This is a genomic window from Halomonas citrativorans, assembly GCF_014898005.1.
GTDB lineage: Bacteria > Pseudomonadota > Gammaproteobacteria > Pseudomonadales > Halomonadaceae > Vreelandella > Vreelandella citrativorans.
The window spans coordinates 63,362-83,741 of the sequence record NZ_JABUYX010000007.1; the positions used below are offsets into that span (position 1 = coordinate 63,362).

A 20,380-nucleotide genomic window follows, 5' to 3' on the forward strand; every position below is an offset into this window, starting at 1 on the left:
TTAACCCACTTAGGCATTGTGAACCACTTGGGCATTGTGACCCACTTAGGCGTTGGCGGCGTCATCACGCAGGACGGTATCCAGCGCGATGATCATCATATCGTTGAACGTCGTTTGACGATCGGCGCTGGAGAGCGCTTCACCTTTCAAGATATGATCCGATACGGTGCAGATGGTCAGTGCGCGGGCACCGAACTCGGCGGCAACGCCGTAAAGGCCAGCCGCTTCCATCTCAACGCCTACAATGCCGTAGCGCTTCATCAGCTCGGCCATATCGGTCTGCGGGTTGTAAAACAGATCGGCGGAGAAAATGTTGCCCACTTTCACCGGCACGTTTTGCGCTTTGGCGGCGGCTACGGCGTGGCTTGTCAGCTCAAAATCCGCAATCGCGGCAAAGTCGTGGTCGTTAAAGCGCATGCGGTTCACCTTGGAATCCGTGCACGCACCCATGCCGATCACCACATCACGAACGTTAACGTCGTCGCGTACTGCGCCGCAGGAGCCTACGCGAATAATCGACGTCACGCCGTAATCGGTAATCAGCTCTTTGGCGTAAATAGAGACCGATGGAATACCCATGCCGTGGCCCATCACGGAAATTTTGCGGCCTTTATAGGTGCCGGTATAGCCCAGCATGCCACGCACGTCGTTCACCTGACGCACGTCATCAAGGTAAGTTTCGGCAATGAACTTGGCGCGCAGCGGGTCGCCGGGCATCAACACCGTATCCGCGAAATCACCCTGTTCAGCATTAATATGCGGAGTAGCCATGTGGTTTCCTTATGTCTTGTTAAATAGCGTCATCAGGCAGCATACGATAGAAAGCTTTTGCCATCGTCCATTGCGGGAAGGGCGAAGTAATCCGCCAGTGTCTGGCCAATATCGGCAAACGTATCGCGCGCGCCCATCGGCCCAGGCACGAACCCAGCGCCGCTGACCATCACAGGAACGTATTCGCGCGTGTGCTCAGTACCTTCCCAGCTTGGGTCGCAGCCGTGATCCGCGGTAAGAATCAGCAGATCGTCACTGTTCAACGCAGCCAGCAGCTCCGGCAGGCGAGCGTCAAAGTGCTCAAGGGCGGCCGCGTAGCCCGGCACGTCACGGCGATGACCGTAGACCGAGTCGAAATCGACAAAGTTGGTCATGATCATGGTCGGGCGGTCGCTGGTTTCAGCAGCGGTGCGCGCCACTTCACCCAACGTCGCGTCCATCAGTGCATCGTGGCCGCTGGCTTTGACCTTGTGGGTAATGCCGCAGTGGGCGTAGATATCGGCAATCTTGCCAATCGATACCATTTCACCACCGGCATCGGCGAGCTTTTGCAGTACCGTGGGCGAAGGCGGCTCTATGCTGTAATCGCGACGGTTACCGGTACGCGCAAAGCTTGCGCTGTCTTCACCTATAAACGGGCGGGCAATTACCCGGCCGATATTGTAAGGCTCCAGCAGCTCACGCACGGTTTCGCACAGCGCGTAAAGGCGATCCAGGCCAAAGTGCTCCTCGTGGGCGGCAATCTGGAAGACCGAATCCGCTGAGGTATACACAATCGGTTTGCCGGTTTGCACATGCTCATCACCCAGCCGGGCGATGATCTCGGTGCCTGAAGCATGGCAGTTGCCGATCACGCCGGGCAGGTCGGCTGCCTGAACAATCTTGTCCAGTAGCTCTTGTGGAAAGCTTTCAGCCTTGTCGCTGAAGTAGCCCCAATCAAAACGCACCGGCACGCCAGCGATTTCCCAGTGGCCGGACGGGGTGTCCTTGCCGCTGGAAATTTCCTGAGCGTGCGCGTAGGCGCCTTCAAGCACCTCGGGCAGAGCAACGCCTTCGGCAACCGTGCCGGTGCTATCCCGGTGGGCGTGAAACAGGCCAAGCTTGGCCATGTTAGGCAACTTCAAGGGGCCCGAGCGCTCAGCCGTATCGGCGTCGCCACGCGCGCAGGCGGCAGCGATATGGCCCAGGGTGTCCGAGCCTTCATCGCCGAAGGCGGCGGCATCGGCGGCGCTGCCGATGCCGAAGGAGTCTAGTACCAGCACAATTGCACGTTTCATGGCGTTTTCCTCGTCAGATGGTGCTAATTAAAGCGCTTCACCGCGATAGGTTTCCTGGAGCAGTGAATCAATCGTTGCTTCACCCGTGCCAATAGTGATCGCTGCACGCAGCTGGGCAGCGGCGCGGTCAGCTGCTTCATCGCTACGTGCGTGAACGAAGGCCAGCGGCTGCTGGTTATCCACCTGGGCGCCCAGTTCGGCAATCGCACTAAAGCCCACGCTATGATCGATACTGGCATCGTTACGCAGGCGACCACCGCCCAGTTCCACCACGCTCATGCCTACTGCGCGAGTATCGATGCGCAACACATTGCCCGACTGCTCGGCATACACGGGTTTGACCACGTTGGCTTTGGCAAGGTAGCTGTCTGAGCGCTCCATAAAGTCACCCGGGCCGCCCAGCTCACGTACCATGCGTGCGAATACTTCGGCGGCGGCACCCGAGGTCAGGGCTTTTTCAAGCTGGCTTAGGGCATCTTCACGGCTTTTCGCCAGTTTGCCCGCCATGAGCATTTCCACGGCCAGTTCACGGGTAACCTGCATTACGCGGCTGTTCGGGCGCTCACCGCGCAGCAGTTCCAGCGTCTCGACGATTTCAACCGCGTTGCCCGCGCACGGTGCCAGCGGCTGGCTCATGTCGGTGAGAAGTGCGGTCGTCGGCGTACCGGCCTGGGTGGCCACCGTGGCGATACTTTTGGCAAGCTCGTGGGATTTTTCGGTGGTGGGCATAAACGCGCCACTGCCGACTTTGACATCCATGACCAGCGCATCAAGGCCAGAGGCAAGCTTTTTACCCAGAATGGAGGCGGTAATCAGCGGAATGGACTCAACCGTGGCGGTGACGTCACGCACGCCGTAAATGCGCTTATCCGCCGGTGCCAGGTTGCCGGTCTGGCCGATGATCGCCACACCGGTAGATTTCACCACGTCGCTGAAGCGCTCAGGGGCAGGGTAAGGGTCGTAGCCGGGAATCGATTCAAGCTTGTCCAGCGTGCCGCCGGTGTGGCCCAGGCCACGGCCTGAAATCATGGGAACAAACGCGCCACAGGCAGCGACCCACGGGCCGAGCACCAGAGACACCAGATCACCCACGCCGCCGGTGGAGTGCTTATCTACCACTGGGCCGGGCAGGTTGAGTGAGTCCCACTGCATCACGTGACCCGAGTCACGCGTGGCGGTGGTTAGGGCTACGACTTCCTCACGGCTCATGCCGTTAAGAAATACCGCCATGGTGAAGGCGCCAATCTGAGCGTCGCTGATGCGGTCATCGGCAATGCCTTGAATAAACGTTTTGATATCCGCAGCTGCCAGCGGGTTGCCATCACGTTTTTCGCGAATTAATTCCTGCGGGAGCATATTAGTAGCCTTCCTGTGGTGCTGCGCTTTCTACGCCGCCCAGTGTGTTTAATAAATTGGCTAAAAGACTGGATGCGCCAAAGCGAAAATGTGCCGGTGTAATCCATGCACTGCCCATGATGTTGCTTGCCAGCGCCAGGTACTCAGCGGCTTCTTCTGTGGTGCGCACGCCGCCTGCGGCTTTAAAGCCAACGTCTTTGCCGCTTGCCTTAATCGCGTTCAGCATAATTTCGGCGGCTTCCAGCGTGGCGTTGGTGGCCACTTTGCCGGTAGACGTTTTAATAAAGTCGGCGCCGCCTTCAATAGCAAGCTCGCTAGCACGTTTGATAAGTGCTGGGTCTTTGAGTTCGCCTGATTCGATAATGACTTTTAACTGGGCCTGATCTGCGCAGGCGGCTTTACACATTTCAACCAGCTCAAGGCCGGTTTCTTCGTCACCTGCCATCAGCGTGCGGTAGGGGAACACCACATCGACTTCGTGGGCGCCGGAGGCAACTGCGTCACGGGTTTCACGGGCAGCCGCCATAATGTCATCGCCGCCATTAGGGAAGTTGGTAACGGTCGCGATTTTTACCAGCTCGTTGAGTTTGTGGGCGGTCAGCGCACGCTGAGCGGTAACAATAAACTGCGGATATACGCAGACGGCCGCCGGATTACCGTGAGGCGTTTTAAGCTGCTGGCAAAGCGCTTCAATCGTGCCGTCGGTGTCGCTGTCATTCAGGCTGGTCAAATCCATTAAGCTCAGCGCTTGGCGGGCGGCCTGGATGACGTGGGGAGAGGCTGTCGCGGTCATTGGATTCTCACAAAATTGATAAAAGACAAAACGGGCACTGCGAGATAAAACAGCAGCGCCCGTTGCATGGTGTCGTACTCGCTGCGTTAGGTCGTAATACTGCTCAGCGAGATGAAGAAGCCAGCAATGGTGGCTGACATTAAATTGGACAGTGTACCGGCCAGAACGGCTTTGCCCCCAAAGCGGGCAATTTCAGCGCGACGGCTCGGCGCAATACTGCCTAAACCGCCCAACAAAATAGCGATTGAAGACAGGTTGGCAAAGCCGCACAGGGCGAAAGACAAGAAGGCCGTGGTATGGGGAGTCATTAATTGACCCGTCGCGGCAACCACCTGCTCCCCATCAATGTAGGGGGCCAGGTTAATAAAGGCGACGAACTCATTAACCACTAGCTTCTGGCCAATAAAGGAGCCAGCAACGGTGGCTTCAGCCCATGGCACGCCCAGCATGAAAGCCAGCGGGGCAAACAGCCAGCCCAGGATCATTTCAAGGCTCAGCGACTCAAATCCAAACCAGCCGCCAACGCCTCCTAAAATGCCGTTGATCAGTGCGATCAAGGCAATAAAGGCCAGCAGCATGGCGCCAACATTGGCCGCCAGCATCAGGCCAGAGGTGGCGCCCGAGGCCGCAGCATCCAGCACGTTGGCGGGTTTGTTTTCCTGCTCTTGAAGCTCTTCCTCGACTTTAGAGATGCTGTCGCTGTCAGTCGCATCCTGGGTTTCCGGCATGATCAACTTGGCGAAAAGCAGACCACCCGGGGCTGCCATAAACGACGCAGCAACCAGATACTCCATGGGAATGCCCAGCTGTGCGTAACCGGCAAGTACTGAACCCGCTACTGAAGCAAGGCCGCCACACATAACGGCAAACAGCTGCGAGGGCGTCATGCGAGCAATAAACGGACGTACCACCAGCGGCGCTTCGGTTTGGCCTACGAAGATATTGGCTGTCGCAGAAAGCGACTCCGTACGCGATGTGCCGAGTGCTTTTTGCAGCCCGCCACCCAGAATACGAATCACCCACTGCATGATGCCCATGTAGTAAAGCACGGCGATCAGCGAGGAGAAGAAGATAATGACCGGCAGGACCTTGATCGCGAAGATAAAGCCAACATTATCAACATCAGCCAGACCACCAAACAGAAAGCCAATACCGTCGTTGGCATAAACCAGTACCTGGCTTACTCCCATGGAAATGGTTTGCAAAAAGGTTTGTCCAAACGGCACATAGAGGACAAACGCCCCGATGGCTGCCTGGATACCAAAAGCGCCCAGCACGGTACGCAAGCGAATTGACTTACGGTCGTAAGAAAAAATCAGAGCGATGGCCACCAGAGTGACCATGCCAACCAAGCTCATAAGGAGTGTCATATGGGAATCCTTTGAGTCCGCTAGGGGGGCTCGTTTAAAGTTAAGTTGAGCCTGTTTAAAGTATGTTGAGCTTGACAGAGTAAATCATCGCGTTTTGATAAGCATTCGGCGTGCCGAGCTTATTCTCCGAGTAGCGATACTGAACGCCCGTTGTGATCAAATCGCTGGGGTGCCACCAAAGGCTCAGCGCACCGTTGGTGCCTACGCTTCCGGCTTTGCCATCTACATAGTTCTGTTCCAGGTAGTCACTGTCGCGGCCAAACGTTTGCTCGTGCCAGTTGGTGACGCTGAAGTTTTGATTAAGGGCGGCGAAGTCATAGCCCGCGACCCAGCCCGCCATGTAGCCATTCATGCCAGTATAGCTTTCGCTCTGAACGCGTGCTGCGCCAATAAAGGGTTTAAACCATAAGCCGTTGGCGAATGTTGTGCGGTAGCCCAGGCCCAGGATTTGGTCTTGTTCGCGGCTGTTATAGCCGTAGTCACGGAAGTCGTACACGTGAGCGTAGAGCGACAGCGGGGTATCCCCCAGATAAATGTGTGACGTTACCTTGCCTGCCGTGCGGAAGTTATCTTTACCGCCGCTTGATTCATCGAACCGGTCGTTGGTCGGGTTTTCGAAATCAAAGAAACCGTAGAACTCGCCCCAGCTAAAGCCCGCACCGCCTTCTATCTCTACGTAGGTGAAGTCGCTTTTTGCCGCGTTGGAGGCCGTGCGACGTTCGGTACCGTTAGACCAGTCGAGGTAGTTAACCGAGACATTGGCAAAGGACCAAAGAGGTGTCGTCGGTTGGTGCGGCGCATCGGCAGCTATTGCTGGTGTTGCCAGTGCCAAGCCAGCGGCTAAAACGCCAACGCTGGTAGTGAATGAAAAAGTACGCATTGAGATCGGAGCAGTCATGTAAGCCTCAAGAGGGATTGCCACAGTTTGGCCGTCGTTAGAATTATGTGGGCTGGCGAAAATGTTATAATTATAACATTGCATGTTATTTTTTTAACGCCCATTTGCAATAAACTCAAACCACCGCTTCTTGGATGCCTCTATCGGGGTGTCGCAGGAAGGCATGGAGTTAACCGAACGTCTAAGGCCAGGCTTGCATGTTCCAGACGTTAAGCTTGTGGCTTTAACGTCACGGCCATAGGCTAAGTACGCCGTTGGATATAAGTACGCCGTTGGATAACAGTGGTCATGGCACGAGCCATACACGACATATTATAAAGTGAATAATAACGGTATTGAGGAGACGTCTGGTATGAACGACCGTAGCGCCCAACGGTTGGCATTGCTTCAGGAAACGCTTGCCGGTGGTGGTACGTTGCATTTACGTGACGCCGCTAGTTTATGCGGTGTTTCAGAAATGACCATACGCCGCGACCTTTCAACGCAGCCTTCTGCGTTAGCGCTGCTGGGCGGAAGGTTGGTAATGGCAAGTTACCCAAGTAGCACTCCTGCGTACGATTTGGCGGAGCAGCAAGCCAACGACTATCCGTTAAAGCACTTGCTCTGCAAGCGGGCCGCAAGCTTTATTGAAGAGGGCGATACGCTATTTATTGATTGCGGCTCAACGCTGGTGCCTCTTTTGGGGCAGCTGGGGAATTTTCATGAGCTAACGGTGGTGACCTATGCGTTAAATGTCGCCACGGCGGTGTCGGCTCTACCCAATGTGCGTTTGGTGCTATTGGGCGGGCTGTTTTATGCGTCATCACAATCGTTTGGCAGCGATGATATGCGCGCTGCCATTGAGCGTATCGGTATCAATAAGGCATTTATTTCAGCTGCTGGGGTTGATTGCACGCGTGGCGTTAGCTGTTTTCACTTTCATGAAGTAGCCCCCAAGCAGGCGGCTATTGCCTGTGCTTCGCAGCGCTTATTAGTGATCGACGCGAGTAAAATCGGCATGATTCGCCCCGCCTATTTCGCGTCATTGAACGATTTTGACATTGTTGTGACTAATGAGGGCGCTGCGCCCGCGTTATTTACCCATTTTACGGGGCGTGTGCTTACCCACCTTCCTGTTCCATCTTCTTTTGAGCAATCGTGTTAGGAAGTTACGGCCAGGTGCGTCAAATCGTCGCTTTGATTCGTTGCTTGGATCAAAGGAAGATACGTCGGTTAGAGCGGGCCTCCTTCATGTTAGGATGTCGGTTCAATCCGCTACCTGCTTCCAATCCCGGTAGCGCATATTTTTCCCGGAGCACAGGCAGTACCTCTGGCAGAGTGTTTTGGGAAGGGTATGGGGTGTTAGTTAGCTGACATATGGCATATCGTTTGGCTTGCTGTTTGACGGCTAGTTTTGTAACGCAACTCTGACGAGATCGCACCATGCAACAACCTTCCTACTGGCGCAGGTCAGGCACTCTGGTGCTCATTGCGCTATGCTTGCTGCTTGCAGGCTGTAGCTCGGCCTTAATGGACCCAAAAGGTGTCGTTGGTGAAACCCAGCGTTCACTGATCCTGAGTTCATTTGGCTTGATGCTGATCGTGGTCATCCCCGTTATTGTTATGACGATAGTGTTTGGCTGGTACTATCGCCGTAGCAATACGATGGCTGAATACCTACCTGATTGGGCGCACTCCAACTGGATCGAGGCCATTGTTTGGCTGGTTCCTGTCGTAATCGTCGCTATTTTGGGCGTAATTACCTGGAAAAGTTCACACGACCTTGACCCCCATCGCGCACTTGAAAGTGATACTCCTGAGCTTGAAATCCAGGCCGTGGCACTTGATTGGAAATGGCTGTTCATTTATCCCGAGCAAGGTATTGCAACGGTAAATGAAGTGGCATTCCCGGTTGATACGCCCGTCCGTTTCCGAGTGAGCTCCGGTTCGGTGATGAACTCTTTTTTCATTCCTCGACTAGGCAGCCAGATTTATGCCATGGCAGGAATGGATAATGACGTTTATCTCGAAGCTAATGAGATCGGTACCTATAGCGGTCGTTCGACCAACTATAGCGGTGCAGGTTTCTCTGGAATGATCTTCGATGCTCACGCGACATCAGATGAAGACTTTGATGCGTGGGTAGAAGAGGTTCGGCAGTCACCACAAACGCTGACCTACCCAGAAGGCTACTCACAATTGGCTGAGCGCTCTTCGTTCAACCCCGTTGAGTACTTCGCAAGTGTTACACCTGAGTTCTATGAGCGTCTGGTCTCCAGCTTCCATACTGGCAGCGATCCTGAAACCGACACTCAAGATGCGCCCCGCGCACCAGCTATCGATAGCAATGAAGCCTATCAAACGACCGACAACCAAGCGAGTGGCGAGGCTGAAGAAGGCCAACCTGTGAGCAATGAGGCGGGAGAGTAACCGTGTTCGGTAAATTAACCCTAGAAGCAATTCCCCTTCACGAACCCATTCTGGTTCTTGCGGGTCTCGTGGGGATTCTAGGCGGCGCGGCGTTGTTAGGCGCGTTGACCTATTTCCGTAAGTGGGGCTGGCTATGGAACGAGTGGTTCACCTCCGTTGACCATAAAAAGCTCGGTATCATGTATTTCATCGTGGCGCTTATCATGCTGCTGCGCGGTTTTGCTGATGCCCTGATGATGCGTGTACAGCAGGCGATAGCCGCAGGCGGTTCGACAGGCATTTTGCCGCCTGACCACTACGACCAGATCTTTACCGCCCACGGCGTTATCATGATCTTCTTCGTGGCCATGCCTATGGTTATCGGCCTGATGAACCTGGTTGTTCCGTTGCAGATCGGTGCGCGCGATGTTGCGTTCCCGTTCCTGAACAACCTGAGTTTCTGGCTGTTCGCGGTTTCTGCTCTACTGGTTAACATTTCTCTGTTCGTGGGTGAGTTCGCTACCACTGGTTGGTTGGCTTATGCGCCGTTATCGGGGATAGAGTACAGCCCCGGGGTAGGGGTCGATTACTGGATATGGGCGTTGCAGATATCCGGGATAGGTACCACGTTAACGGGTATTAACTTCTTCGTTACTATCCTGAAAATGCGTACCAAGGGCATGACCATGTTCCGCATGCCGATCTTTACCTGGACGTCGCTGTGCGCCAACGTACTGATCATTGCCTCTTTCCCGATTTTGACCGCTACTATTGCCATGCTGACGCTGGATCGTTACCTGGGGATGAATTTCTTCACGAACGATATGGGCGGCAACATGATGATGTACGTCAACCTTATCTGGGCGTGGGGTCACCCTGAGGTTTATATTCTGATTCTGCCGGCCTTCGGTGTGTTTTCAGAAGTTATCGCGACCTTTGCACGCAAGCGTCTGTTCGGTTACCACACCATGGTATGGGCAACGATCGCGATCACGATCCTGTCATTCATCGTTTGGTTGCACCACTTCTTTACCATGGGCGCAGGTGCCAACGTCAATGCCTTCTTCGGCATCATGACAATGATCATCGCCATACCGACTGGGGTGAAAGTCTTTAACTGGCTGTTCACTATCTTCCGTGGACGCTTGGAAATGACCTCGCCGACCCTCTGGACGCTGGGTTTTATTATCACCTTCGTCCTCGGTGGTATGACAGGCGTTATGCTGGCGCTGCCGGCGGCAAACTTCGTGCTGCACAACAGTCTGTTCGTTATTGCCCACTTCCATAACGTTATCGTTGGTGGCGTGGTCTTCGGCATGATGGCGGGTCTGACCTACTGGTTCCCGAAAGCCTTTGGCTTCACGCTTGACGAGAAGTGGGGCAAGCGCTCGTTCTGGTTCTGGGTGTCAGGTTTCTACGTGGCCTTCATGCCGCTATACGTACTGAGCTTCTACGGTGCTGTGCGCCGCATGAACTCTTACCCGAACGCTGAATGGCAGCCCTGGTTTATCGTTGCCTTGGTCGGTGCACTGCTGATTGCTGCGGGTATCGCTTGTACGCTCATTCAGTTCTACGTAAGCGTGCGTAACCGCGATAAGTATGCTGATGTGACCGGCGACCCATGGGATGCCCGTACGCTGGAGTGGGCAACCTCTTCACCGCCTCCGTTCTACAACTTTGCGCGCCTGCCCGTCGTTGGTGATATCGACAGCTTCTGGTCACAAAAGCAGCGTGGCAACGAGCAGTTGAACGATGCGCCTTACACGGATATCCATATGCCGAGGAACACGGTGGCCGGCCCCGTCATCAGTGTCTTTGCGATGATCTTTGGTTTCGCCATGGTATGGCACATCTGGTGGCTGGCTGGGTTCAGTGCAATCGGCATGCTGGTGAGCTTCCTGATGCGGGTATCTAACGACGATATCGATTACTACGTGCCTGCTGCAGAGGTCGAGCGAATCGAACGTGCTCATCAACAACGTGTGGAGGCCCAGGCGTAATGGCTACTGAATCCCTACATCACGATGCCCATGCTGAAGAGCATGAGCACCACGATGCCGGTCCTACCAAGGTATTTGGTTTCTGGGTCTACCTAATGAGCGACTTAGTGATCTTCGGAACACTATTCGCCACCTACGCCGTGCTCATGAGGGGCACGGCAGGTGGGCCGACCGGCGCGGATATTTTTGAACTACCTTTGATTCTCTTCGGCACCTTTGCACTGCTGATCAGTAGTTTCACCTTCGGCATGGGCGTTCTGGCAATGAATGCCAATCGCGTCGGCCAGGTGAAAATGTGGCTGGGCATTACGTTCGTGCTGGGCCTGATGTTCCTGGGGATGGAGATCTATGAATTCTATCACCTGATCCATGAAGGTTTCGGCCCAGACCGCAGCGCCTTCCTGTCAGCGTTCTTTACACTGGTAGGTACCCACGGTCTGCACGTGACCTTCGGTATGATCTGGATTCTGGTCATGCTGGTTCAGTTGTCGACCAAGGGCCTGAATGATAAAACGCGTCCGCGTATCCTGTGCTTGAGCTTGTTCTGGCACTTCCTGGATATCGTCTGGATCTGTGTCTTCTCCTTCGTCTACTTGATGGGAGTGCTGGTATGAGTTCTTCTAGCCAACCGTCCGGTCACGGCACCGTAAAGTCCTATGTAACGGGTCTTGTGCTGTCGTTAGTCCTGACTGTCATTCCATTTGGCGCGGTTATGCTGGGTTCGTTCAGCTTACCCGTGAACGTGGGAATCATCACTGTGACGGCCGTTTTGCAGGTGCTGGTTCAGCTTGTGATGTTCATGCACTTGGACTTCAAGACTGAAGATGGCTGGAACATGCTTTCCTTCGTCTTTACGGTGCTGATTCTCGGCCTAGTGGTAGGAGGTTCGCTGTGGATCATGCAGCATCTACATCTCAACATGATGATCGGCTAACCAGCATGCCCAATCGGTGGCACGATCTGCTTGAGCTAACCAAACCAGGAATCATTGGCGGCAATCTCATTGCCGCCCTTGGCGGCTACTTTCTAGCCGCGCACGGTGAATTCGATCTGGTGACGTTTGCTTCGGTCATGTTGGGGATCGCGTTAGTGATCGCCTCAGGCTGTGCCTGTAACAACGTGATTGATAGGGATATTGATGCTCTGATGGCGCGCACGCGCCATCGTCCTCTGGTTAGGGGAAGCGTCTCTATCACGCAAGCATTGGGCTTGTCGGCGTTTCTGGGTATCAGTGGTGTGGTCTGCCTGGCATTGGGCACCAACGGGTTGACGGTGGCCTTGGCTGTTATCGGATGGGGCGTGTATGTGGGGGTGTATAGCCTCTATATGAAGCGCAACTCCGAATACGGCACGGTAGTAGGCAGCCTGTCAGGCGCTATGCCGCCCGTGATTGGGTACTGCGCCGTGACGGGTACCTTTGACAGTGGGGCGATGGTTCTGCTGTTGATCTTCTGCCTCTGGCAGATGCCGCACTCCTATGCCATTGCGATTTTCCGCTATGCCGATTACCAGCGCGCTTCGATTCCCGTTCTGCCTGTTGTTCACGGGATCAAGCGCGCAAAGCATCACATCCTTGGCTACATTGTGGCGTTTATTCCCGCCTCATTGGCTTTGGTGCTGGCGAGTAAGGCAGGTACTGGCTACCTGTGCGTCGCACTGACCATGGGGGGCTACTGGCTCTACCTGGCGATTTGCGGCTACCGGCTGGATGATGATGTACGCTGGGCCAAACGCGTATTTGGCGTCTCGATTTTGACCATCACCGCGATGAGCCTGGTGATTGTGTTGGAATCCATGGTGCCAATAATGTGGGCGTGATTGACCCACACCGCTAAGTGGTTGAATTAGAAAAGCCCCGGGTAGTTAAACTGCCCGGGGCTTTTTCTTGTCTTAAAGCTTACTTACCATTGATCGCACCTGCGAAGCTTATCAGGTGCGATGACGGGTTTACGCTTCTCGCTGGCTTGCCTGAATAGCGGTCAGCGCGATGGTGTAGACGATATCATCCACCAGCGAGCCTCGGGAAAGGTCATTCACCGGTTTGTTTAAGCCTTGCAGCATGGGGCCGACGCTGACTACGCGGGCACTACGCTGCACCGCTTTGTAGGTCGTGTTGCCGGTGTTCAGGTCCGGGAATACAAAGACGGTGGCGCGGCCCGCTACGGGCGAATCTGGCGCTTTCTGCTTACCCACGCTCTCAATGGCGGCTGCATCGTACTGAAGCGGGCCATCGATCAATAAGTGCGGGGCACGCTCTTTGGCGATGCGCGTAGCTTCACGCACTTTATCGACATCCGCGCCGGTGCCTGAATCTCCCGTTGAGTAGCTGATCATGGCCACGCGCGGCTCAATGCCAAACGCTTCTGCGGAGCGGGCGCTTTGCAGGGCTATTTCAGCCAGCGTTTCGGCATCCGGGTCCGGGTTCACCGCACAATCGCCATACACCACTACCTGCTCTGGCAGCAGCATAAAGAAGATTGACGATACCTGGCTATATTCTGGCGCGGTCTTTATCAGCTGAAACGCCGGGCGCACGGTGTTAGCGGTGGTGTGGATAGCACCCGAGACAAGGCCATCGACTTCATCCAGCTGGAGCATCATGGTGCCAAGCACCACGTTATCCTGTAGCTGGGCCTCAGCGGTGAGTTCGTTAAGCTTGCCACGCCGACGTTCTACCATGGGCGCGATATAGTGGGCACGCGTGCTTTCGGGGTCGATAATCGTCAACTCGTCAGGCAGTGCTAAACCGCGGTTACGCGCCACTTCCTCGATGTTTTCACGACTGCCCAACAGCACGCAGTTGGCAATGCCGCGCCGCTGACAAATAATCGCTGCCTCCACCGTGCGGGGCTCGTCGCCTTCCGGCAGTACGATTCGTTTTTTTGCGTGCTGAGCCTGTTTAACCAACTGATAGCGAAACGCCGAAGGAGATAAGCGCCGTGCATAGCCGTGGCTTAACTTATCTTTTAGCCATTCAAGGTCGATATGGGCAGCGACAAAGCGCGCCACCTGCTCGGCACGCTCGAAATCATCAACGGGGATTTCACTGCTAAGCTGGCTCAAGTTTTGAGCCGTGGTCAGGCTGTCGGTTTCAACCGCCAGCACGGGCAGGCCGGTTCTAAGCGCTGGGCGACACATCTCAATCATATTGTCGTTAGGCAAAAAACCGTTGGTCAGCAATATGCCCGCCAACTGAGTGCCGTTCATGGTAGCGAGGGCGGACGCCAGCACGACGTCGTCACGGTCGCCAGACGCCACCACCAGACTGCCGGGTGTAAAGATATGCAGCGCATTCGCCGCGCTACGCGCACACAGGCTTGTCGACATTACCCGGCGGCTTGCCGCATCGCCTTCATTCAGCACCTTGGCACTTAGTGCCCGTGCCACGTCCAGCGTGCGGGGCGCATTGAGGGTTTTGCTGTAAGGCACGATGCCGATTAGGTGAAAACTGTCGGTGGCTAGTGACGGTGAATAGCCGCGAAGCTCGTTAAGCACCGACTCTTCAAGCTGCGGTTTAATGGTGCCCGGCGCTGCCGAAAGGTCATCTTCCTGGCCGTAAGGCAGGTTCTTCATGCGCATCAGGATGCCGCCCAACGTGCGGGTCGAGCTAACCCCGCCAAAGCTTCTGGCGTGCATATCCAGCTCTTCAGCAAGTGCCTGTGGCTCGTTTAAATCCCCGGTGCCAACCAGAATGATTCGGGCATTAAGTGCATGCGCCAGTTGAGCATTGGTTTGCGTCGCGTACGTGGTGTACTGGGTAGGCACTACGCCTTCCACTACGACTAAATCCAGCGCATTACCGTCCCGCTCAGCCTGTTGCATTACCTGCTCATAAAGCTCGACCACATTTTCCATTAGCTCATCGGTTTGGTCATCGCGCAGCAGGCGCTCCAGCCGGGCTTGTGAGATCGGCGAAGGCGGGCGCAGGTTGAGCGTGCGAGACACCAGTGCCGTTGAGCGATCAAGGCCCGGGCCGTTCAGCTCTTTTTGCATAAACGGCTTCAAAAACCCGGCTTTAAGGCCAATGGTGTCGAGCGCCTGAATCAAGCCTAAACAGGCTGAGGTTAATCCGGCCCCCATGCTTGTGGGCACCAGAAGAATGGCTTGAGGTTGAGAGGGGGACGAGCTCATGCTTGGGCCTCCAGGCATTGACGTGTTTCCATCGCGATACGGCCTTCTTCGTCGGTAGGAATGACCCAGGCTTCGGGACCCTGGTGATTTGCCCTGTCCAGCTTGCCCTCTTTACCGCGAATCATCACGTCATTGCTCGCCTCATCAAGGGCAAAGCCAAAGTGAGGCAGCAGGCTGATAACGCGGCTGCGTACAAGAGGAGAGTTCTCGCCGATGCCACCGGTAAAAATGACGCCATCAAGCGTCGGCAGTGCGCAAGAGAGAGCAGCAAGCGACTTGGCAATGCGGTAGCAAAATACATCCAGCGCCAGCATGGCTCTTGCATGACCCTGCTCTGCTGCTTCCTCTACTTCGCGCATATCGTTGGTTAAGCCAGAAAGCCCCAATAGCCCGCTTTGCTTATTCAGCACGTCATCAATCTTGTCCAGCGACCAGCCTAACTGACGGTGTAGGTGGGCGTGCAAGCCTGGGTCGACATCGCCGCTGCGCGTGCCCATCACCAGGCCTTCCAGTGGGGTAAGGCCCATGCTGGTGTCCAGGCTTCGGTTATTCCAAACCGCTGCGGTTGAGCAGCCGTTGCCCAAGTGAGCAGTTAGCCAACCACCCGCACCGCGCGGGCTAAGCTCGGCAGCCCGCTGGCTAACAAAGGCGTGGCTAGTGCCATGGAATCCGTAGCGACGAATGCCGTGCTCAGCGTAGAGGTTCTCTGGCAGGGCATAGCGGTAAGCTTTTACTGGGAGGGTTTGGTGAAACGCGGTATCGAATACCGCAACCTGAGGTAGTGCTGGAAATATCTTTTGGGTAGCGCTGATGCCTGCCAGGTTGGCAGGGTTATGCAGAGGTGCCAACGCGGCGGTGGCCTTAATCGCACTGATAACATCACTATCAATCAAAGCGGCCTGAGTAAACTTCTCTCCGCCATGAACAATGCGATGCCCAATAGCGCCCGGAATGCGTCCTTCCAGGCTGTTTAAAATGGCGTTGAGCACTTGAGTATGGTCAGCATTGGGGAGTGCATGGCTAAAGCTTCCCCCCGCGCTATTTATTCCTTTTAAGCGGGCATCGGCGCTGCCTAAGCGCTCTGCCAAGCCTGCTAAGCGCGGGGCATCAGGGGCCGGATCGATCAGTGCGTATTTAATAGAGGATGAACCACAATTAATAACCAGCACCGGTGCATTCATAAAGAATCTACCAAAAGAGTAAAGGTTTAGTTTGTACGTTAGTGTGACAGGCGGCAAGGGGCATTAACGTAGGCGGATATTTGTTTAGCCATTCGACTCAAATCCGGGCATGCTTGACGGTTAACGTTCTTTTGCTGCCTGGAGCCTATGTCTACGTCGTCGTTACCCAACCACCTGCCGCGCCACTTAGCCATTTTGCTGCTAATGACCGTTGGCACCATGTTCGCTGCCAACCATGTATCGGCCAGGCTTGCCTTTGATAACGGTACAGGGTTACTGCTGGCCGTATTAACGCGTTCCGGGGTAGCCTGTTTGATCCTGCTCGCCCTTGTGATCGTTCAGAAGAAACGCTTCTGGCTGCCTTCGGGCACCTGGCCCTGGCAACTGGTGGTAGGCCTTCTTATCACCATTCAAAGTGTCAGCCTTTATTCAGCGGTTGCGCGGCTTCCTGTTGTTATTGCGCTACTGTTGGTCAATACCTTCCCCATTCAGTTAGCACTATTGAGTTGGGCGCTGGGCGGGCCGCGTCCGTCGCTTCGCAGTTGCCTTATTATGGGGACCATTTTAATCGGGCTGTTGGTCGTGCTGGATATTCCTGCGTGGCTTTCCAGTGCTGACAGTATGGGGCCTGAATGGGTCGCCGGCATCGGATTTGGGTTGCTGGCCGCATTCGTTTTCGCCTGCGCGCTATGGGTTACCGAGCACCGTTTATCCCAGGTAGGCAGCACACTGCGCAGTCTTTTAACCATGCAAACCGTGTTTTTCGCCATGGTAATCGGTGGGGCTTTAGGTGTCGTGCCAGGTGGTATGAGCCTACCTGACAATAGCCAAGGGTGGGTGGGGTTGGGGCTTTTGGCGCTGCTTTACGCCACCGCGTTCTCGACACTGTTTATTTTTGTGCCGCGCCTGGATATGGCCCGCAACGCCCCGGTCATGAATATCGAACCTGTCGCCTCTTTGGTGATCGGTTATTTCGTATTAGGGCAAACGCTAAGCCCTGGCCAGTTATTGGGTGGGGCGGTCGTGGTGGGTGGTATTGTCGCACTTAGCCTATCCAAAGGGCGGTAAACGTTGCGTTCTTTTCGGACATGTACCACAATGAAGTTGTGTAAGGAAACACTGTTTTTTAACGGAGGTACATGACGATGAAGATGACCGTATTATCACTCACTTCTGCGGCACTCTTGGTCGGCGCGGGTGCATTCGCTGCATCAGCCCAGGCACAGCAATCATTTGGTCACCCTGAAGGTTACGTGGCGGGCGACGCCATGTTTTGGAACCTTGATCCTGACCGCGGTTCCTCACGTAACGACGTAGGCCTGCGTTTGCGCGGTGGTGCGCAGTTCAATGATTACTTCGCGCTCGAAGGGCATCTGGGTACTGGTGGCTCCGATGGTGATACCAAGCTGGATTACCTGGTAGGTGCTTACGCAAAAGGCATCGCGCCTATTACCCCCAATGCACGCCTGTATGGTCTGATCGGTGTCACTGAAGTGGATTTCGACCACGACAGTGAAAGCGGTTTCTCCTATGGCGCGGGCGGTGAAATTGATGTCGCCAACAATCTGGCCATCAGCGCTGATTACATGCGCTATCTGGACAAGTCTGCCTACGATTTCGATGCGGCAAGCGTGGGCTTAAAATACCGTTTTTAATGATTAACGCTTAAAACGCGTTAGTGGTTTATCCAACCCCAGGGCCTTTTGGCTCTGGGGTTTTTTATGGATTTTTTCTGTAGGTAGCCAAGGGCACTGCTAAATAACGCTAATAAAGCAGAAGGGTGGCTCATTGTTAGCTTGCTAATCATTTGCTAAAATGCGCTATTCTATTAAGCATCCGCTGGCCACAAGCGCTCTGCGCGTACGTAGAAGGCGCGCAAAACAAAGAGTAAAACTCCATGTCCCCTGATCAAAAATTCGCCCGCTGGGTGAAGGTGGCGCTGGCTGCCTTTGCACTGCTGTTTATCTATTTCTTGATAGCTGACAGCTTCATGCCCATGACGCCCGAGGCCAGGGTAATGCGCCCGGTTGCCCGTGTGGCACCAGAGCTCAGCGCGCCAGTGAAAGAAGTGACCGTGCGTGACCATCAACAGGTTGCCAAAGGCGATGTGCTGTTTCGTCTGGACCCCGAGCCCTTTCAGCTTGCCCTTGATCAAGCGCGGCTAAACCGTGAGCAGGCTGAGCGCGAAAACACGCGCCTTGAAGCGGAGCTTGCCGCCGCACGGGCGGTGCTGGCCTCTGCCCAGGCAACTGCTGAGGAGCGCAGCAGCGAGCGGCGCCGTGGCGAAGCCCTGGTGGGGCGGCAGAATATTTCACGCCAGCAGTACGAGCAGCAGGTAGCGGCTGAGCATACCGCCCTGGCAGAAGTGGCTTCCGCCGAGGCGAAGATACAGAGCCTGGAAGTACAGCTAGGCGAGGACGGAAATACCAACCTGCGCTTGCGCCAAGCCGACAACGCACTTAAGAAAGCGCAGTTGGACGTCGAACGTACCGAAGTGCGGGCGGCAGAGTCAGGCCAGGTGACGAACTTGCAGCTTCAGGTGGGCGACTATGTTCAGGCGGGGCAGCCAGTGATCGCACTGGTGACTCAGAAGATGGATATCGTTGCCGACTTCCGTGAAAAAAGCCTACGCCACGTACTGCCCAGCGACTCGGCTGCGGTGATCTTCGATGCCATGCCAGGGCATATCTTTGAAGGGCAGGTCAGTGCTTTTGATGCTGGCGTGCGGGAAGGGCAACTGACCGCTGATGGGCAACTGGCGGATATTCCTACCTCTGACCGCTGGGTGCGCGATGCGCAGCGCTTGCGTATTCATATTGTCCTCAACGAACCCATTGCTGCGCTGCTGCCAAGCGGCGCCCGGGCAACGGTGCAACTGCTACCGGGGGAACATGCGCTGGCGCATCCCTTTGCATGGCTACAAACGCATCTGATCAGCTGGCTACATTATGTCTATTAGTGCGGGGTCTACTAATGCAGGGCCCGCTGATACAAAACAGGCTGATGCCAGCGCGTGGTCAATCAATCGCGCGCTGCACGGCTTTTTTAAACGCACGCCTCGCCGTAGCGGTGCTGGCCCTGAAGCGCCTGGCTATCATCGCTTGAGTGAGAATGCCCTGCGCCAGTGTTTGCGGGTGGCCGGTGGTGGCACACTCGGGTTTATCATCAGTCAGTTAATGGGTTGGAACTACGGTGTTTTCTTTACCGTTTTTCCGATGTTTTTGCTGGGTATGGTGCCCATTCTGAATATCAGCATTATTCGCCAGTTTTTAGGTAACGTATCGGTGAATGCGCTGGAAGTCAGCCTGGTGGTCGGCCTGCTCAAACATATGCCGGTGGTGATGACGCTGGTCGTGTTGGGTATGTTCCTGTTTCGGTTTAGCCTGATGGCAAAAGGCCCGCTGTTTCTGTTTGGGGCCAATGGCGTATTAACCTTAAGCATTCTGCTGCATTTTGCGAGCTACCCCAGCGTCGATCTAGCTGATTTGTTGGCCTCCAATTTTGTGGCCAGTGTGCTCGCTGTGTTCATCGCCATGCTGATGTACACACTTTTCCCCGACGTTGAGCCCCGCCAACCGCCGCCCAAAAGCACCAAGACTAAAGCGCAGATGCGCCATGAAACGCTGATGGGCGGCATTACCGCGACACTTTCCTTTGTCGTTTTTCAGGTGCTTGACCTGCAGGGGTCGCTCTCGGCACAAATGGCGACCATTCTGGTACTGTTCGCGATGGGCTATGCCGGTGCACGCGTATCCGCTCGCAAACGCGCCATCGGCACGCTATTGGGATGTAATCTGGCGCTGATAATGCAGCTTCTGCTTTACACACAAAGCAATCACTTCCTGCTGGCGATTGTGCTTTATTGGTTGGGGCTATTGCTGTTTGGGCGCGAACACATACTTGAAGGTGGCGGTTCCGGCATCGGGTTTGGCGGGATGACCACTTTAGGCATTCTGTTTGGGCAATCATTAGGACCGAATCAGGACCTTGTCTATAGCGCCCTGTACCGTTTTTCATCCATGAGCGTGGCGCTGGTAGTAACGCTGCTGTTTATGGCTTGCCTGCATTATGTGCTCAATCTTTGGGAGCCTACGCGACTACCAGAAAGAAAGTGAGGTAACTTTTTTAACAAAGGCTACTCTAATAAGGCAGCTGTGATGTGAAGGGCAATATGTTCTTCCCTCCAGCGTGTTTCCTACTAACGGATTAGAGGTG

General features: G+C 55.1%; 18 protein-coding genes. 10 read left to right on the plus strand and 8 right to left on the minus strand.

Features of this window, described 5'->3' with window-relative positions; translation table 11 throughout:
• Positions 1–45 precede the first annotated feature (45 nt).
• The 6 genes from deoD to INT20_RS09640 form a co-directional block, all read right to left on the minus strand.
• Entirely contained in the window at positions 46–771 is a 726-nt protein-coding gene (deoD, locus tag INT20_RS09615) for a purine-nucleoside phosphorylase (RefSeq protein WP_193054000.1), read from the minus strand.
• 32 nt (positions 772–803) lie between these two features.
• Positions 804–2,048 carry a phosphopentomutase gene (locus tag INT20_RS09620; protein WP_193054001.1) on the minus strand — a complete coding sequence of 415 codons (1,245 nt, stop codon included), beginning with the start codon at positions 2,046–2,048 and terminating at the stop codon, positions 804–806.
• A gap of 27 nt (positions 2,049–2,075) precedes the next feature.
• Positions 2,076–3,404 (minus strand): thymidine phosphorylase, encoded by a 1,329-nt coding sequence (gene deoA, locus INT20_RS09625; protein ID WP_192526702.1) that lies wholly within the window; start codon positions 3,402–3,404, stop codon positions 2,076–2,078.
• A gap of 1 nt (position 3,405) precedes the next feature.
• A complete protein-coding gene (deoC, locus tag INT20_RS09630; protein WP_087108367.1) occupies positions 3,406–4,197 on the minus strand; it encodes a deoxyribose-phosphate aldolase in 792 nt (263 codons plus the stop codon).
• Between the two features lie 86 nt (positions 4,198–4,283).
• Entirely contained in the window at positions 4,284–5,567 is a 1,284-nt protein-coding gene (locus INT20_RS09635; RefSeq protein ID WP_192526703.1) for a NupC/NupG family nucleoside CNT transporter, read from the minus strand.
• Positions 5,568–5,622: 55 nt separating this feature from the next.
• A complete protein-coding gene (locus INT20_RS09640; RefSeq protein ID WP_407647898.1) occupies positions 5,623–6,465 on the minus strand; it encodes an outer membrane protein OmpK in 843 nt (280 codons plus the stop codon).
• 352 nt (positions 6,466–6,817) lie between these two features.
• Here INT20_RS09640 and INT20_RS09645 point away from each other — a divergent pair, with 352 nt between their 5' ends.
• From INT20_RS09645 to cyoE, 6 genes are all read left to right on the plus strand, one after another.
• Entirely contained in the window at positions 6,818–7,609 is a 792-nt protein-coding gene (locus INT20_RS09645) for a DeoR/GlpR family DNA-binding transcription regulator (protein ID WP_192526704.1), read from the plus strand.
• A gap of 278 nt (positions 7,610–7,887) precedes the next feature.
• Complete coding sequence (gene cyoA / locus INT20_RS09650; RefSeq protein WP_192526705.1) at positions 7,888–8,874, plus strand: ubiquinol oxidase subunit II; 987 nt, start codon at positions 7,888–7,890, stop codon at positions 8,872–8,874.
• 2 nt (positions 8,875–8,876) lie between these two features.
• Positions 8,877–10,853, plus strand: a complete 1,977-nt coding sequence (gene cyoB / locus INT20_RS09655) for a cytochrome o ubiquinol oxidase subunit I (RefSeq protein WP_192526706.1) — start codon at positions 8,877–8,879, stop codon at positions 10,851–10,853.
• A complete protein-coding gene (cyoC, locus tag INT20_RS09660; protein WP_192526707.1) occupies positions 10,853–11,467 on the plus strand; it encodes a cytochrome o ubiquinol oxidase subunit III in 615 nt (204 codons plus the stop codon). Before cyoB ends, cyoC begins: the two co-directional genes overlap by 1 nt.
• Entirely contained in the window at positions 11,464–11,787 is a 324-nt protein-coding gene (gene cyoD, locus INT20_RS09665; protein WP_087108378.1) for a cytochrome o ubiquinol oxidase subunit IV, read from the plus strand. The genes cyoC and cyoD overlap by 4 nt, the downstream gene beginning before the upstream one ends.
• Positions 11,745–12,671, plus strand: coding sequence for a heme o synthase (cyoE, locus tag INT20_RS09670; RefSeq protein WP_087108380.1), 927 nt, complete (start codon positions 11,745–11,747; stop codon positions 12,669–12,671). The genes cyoD and cyoE overlap by 43 nt, the downstream gene beginning before the upstream one ends.
• Before the next feature lie 129 nt (positions 12,672–12,800).
• Here the strand turns inward: cyoE and pta are convergent, their stop codons facing one another.
• Complete coding sequence (gene pta / locus INT20_RS09675; RefSeq protein WP_192526708.1) at positions 12,801–14,984, minus strand: phosphate acetyltransferase; 2,184 nt, start codon at positions 14,982–14,984, stop codon at positions 12,801–12,803.
• Positions 14,981–16,165 (minus strand): acetate/propionate family kinase, encoded by a 1,185-nt coding sequence (locus tag INT20_RS09680; RefSeq protein ID WP_192526709.1) that lies wholly within the window; start codon positions 16,163–16,165, stop codon positions 14,981–14,983. Before INT20_RS09680 ends, pta begins: the two co-directional genes overlap by 4 nt.
• Positions 16,166–16,312: 147 nt before the next feature.
• On the opposite strand from INT20_RS09680, the gene INT20_RS09685 reads away from it, so the two are divergent.
• The 4 genes from INT20_RS09685 (at position 16,313) to INT20_RS09700 (ending at position 20,280) form a co-directional block, all read left to right on the plus strand.
• The gene (locus tag INT20_RS09685; RefSeq protein ID WP_192526710.1) at positions 16,313–17,233 is read left to right on the plus strand and encodes an EamA family transporter; all 921 of its coding nucleotides are present in this window, start codon (positions 16,313–16,315) and stop codon (positions 17,231–17,233) included.
• A gap of 77 nt (positions 17,234–17,310) precedes the next feature.
• Positions 17,311–17,820, plus strand: a complete 510-nt coding sequence (locus tag INT20_RS09690) for a porin family protein (RefSeq protein WP_087105797.1) — start codon at positions 17,311–17,313, stop codon at positions 17,818–17,820.
• A 242-nt stretch (positions 17,821–18,062) separates the two neighbouring features.
• A complete protein-coding gene (locus INT20_RS09695; RefSeq protein ID WP_192526711.1) occupies positions 18,063–19,124 on the plus strand; it encodes an HlyD family secretion protein in 1,062 nt (353 codons plus the stop codon).
• Positions 19,114–20,280 carry a DUF2955 domain-containing protein gene (locus tag INT20_RS09700; RefSeq protein ID WP_192526712.1) on the plus strand — a complete coding sequence of 389 codons (1,167 nt, stop codon included), beginning with the start codon at positions 19,114–19,116 and terminating at the stop codon, positions 20,278–20,280. Before INT20_RS09695 ends, INT20_RS09700 begins: the two co-directional genes overlap by 11 nt.
• Positions 20,281–20,380: the final 100 nt, after the last annotated feature.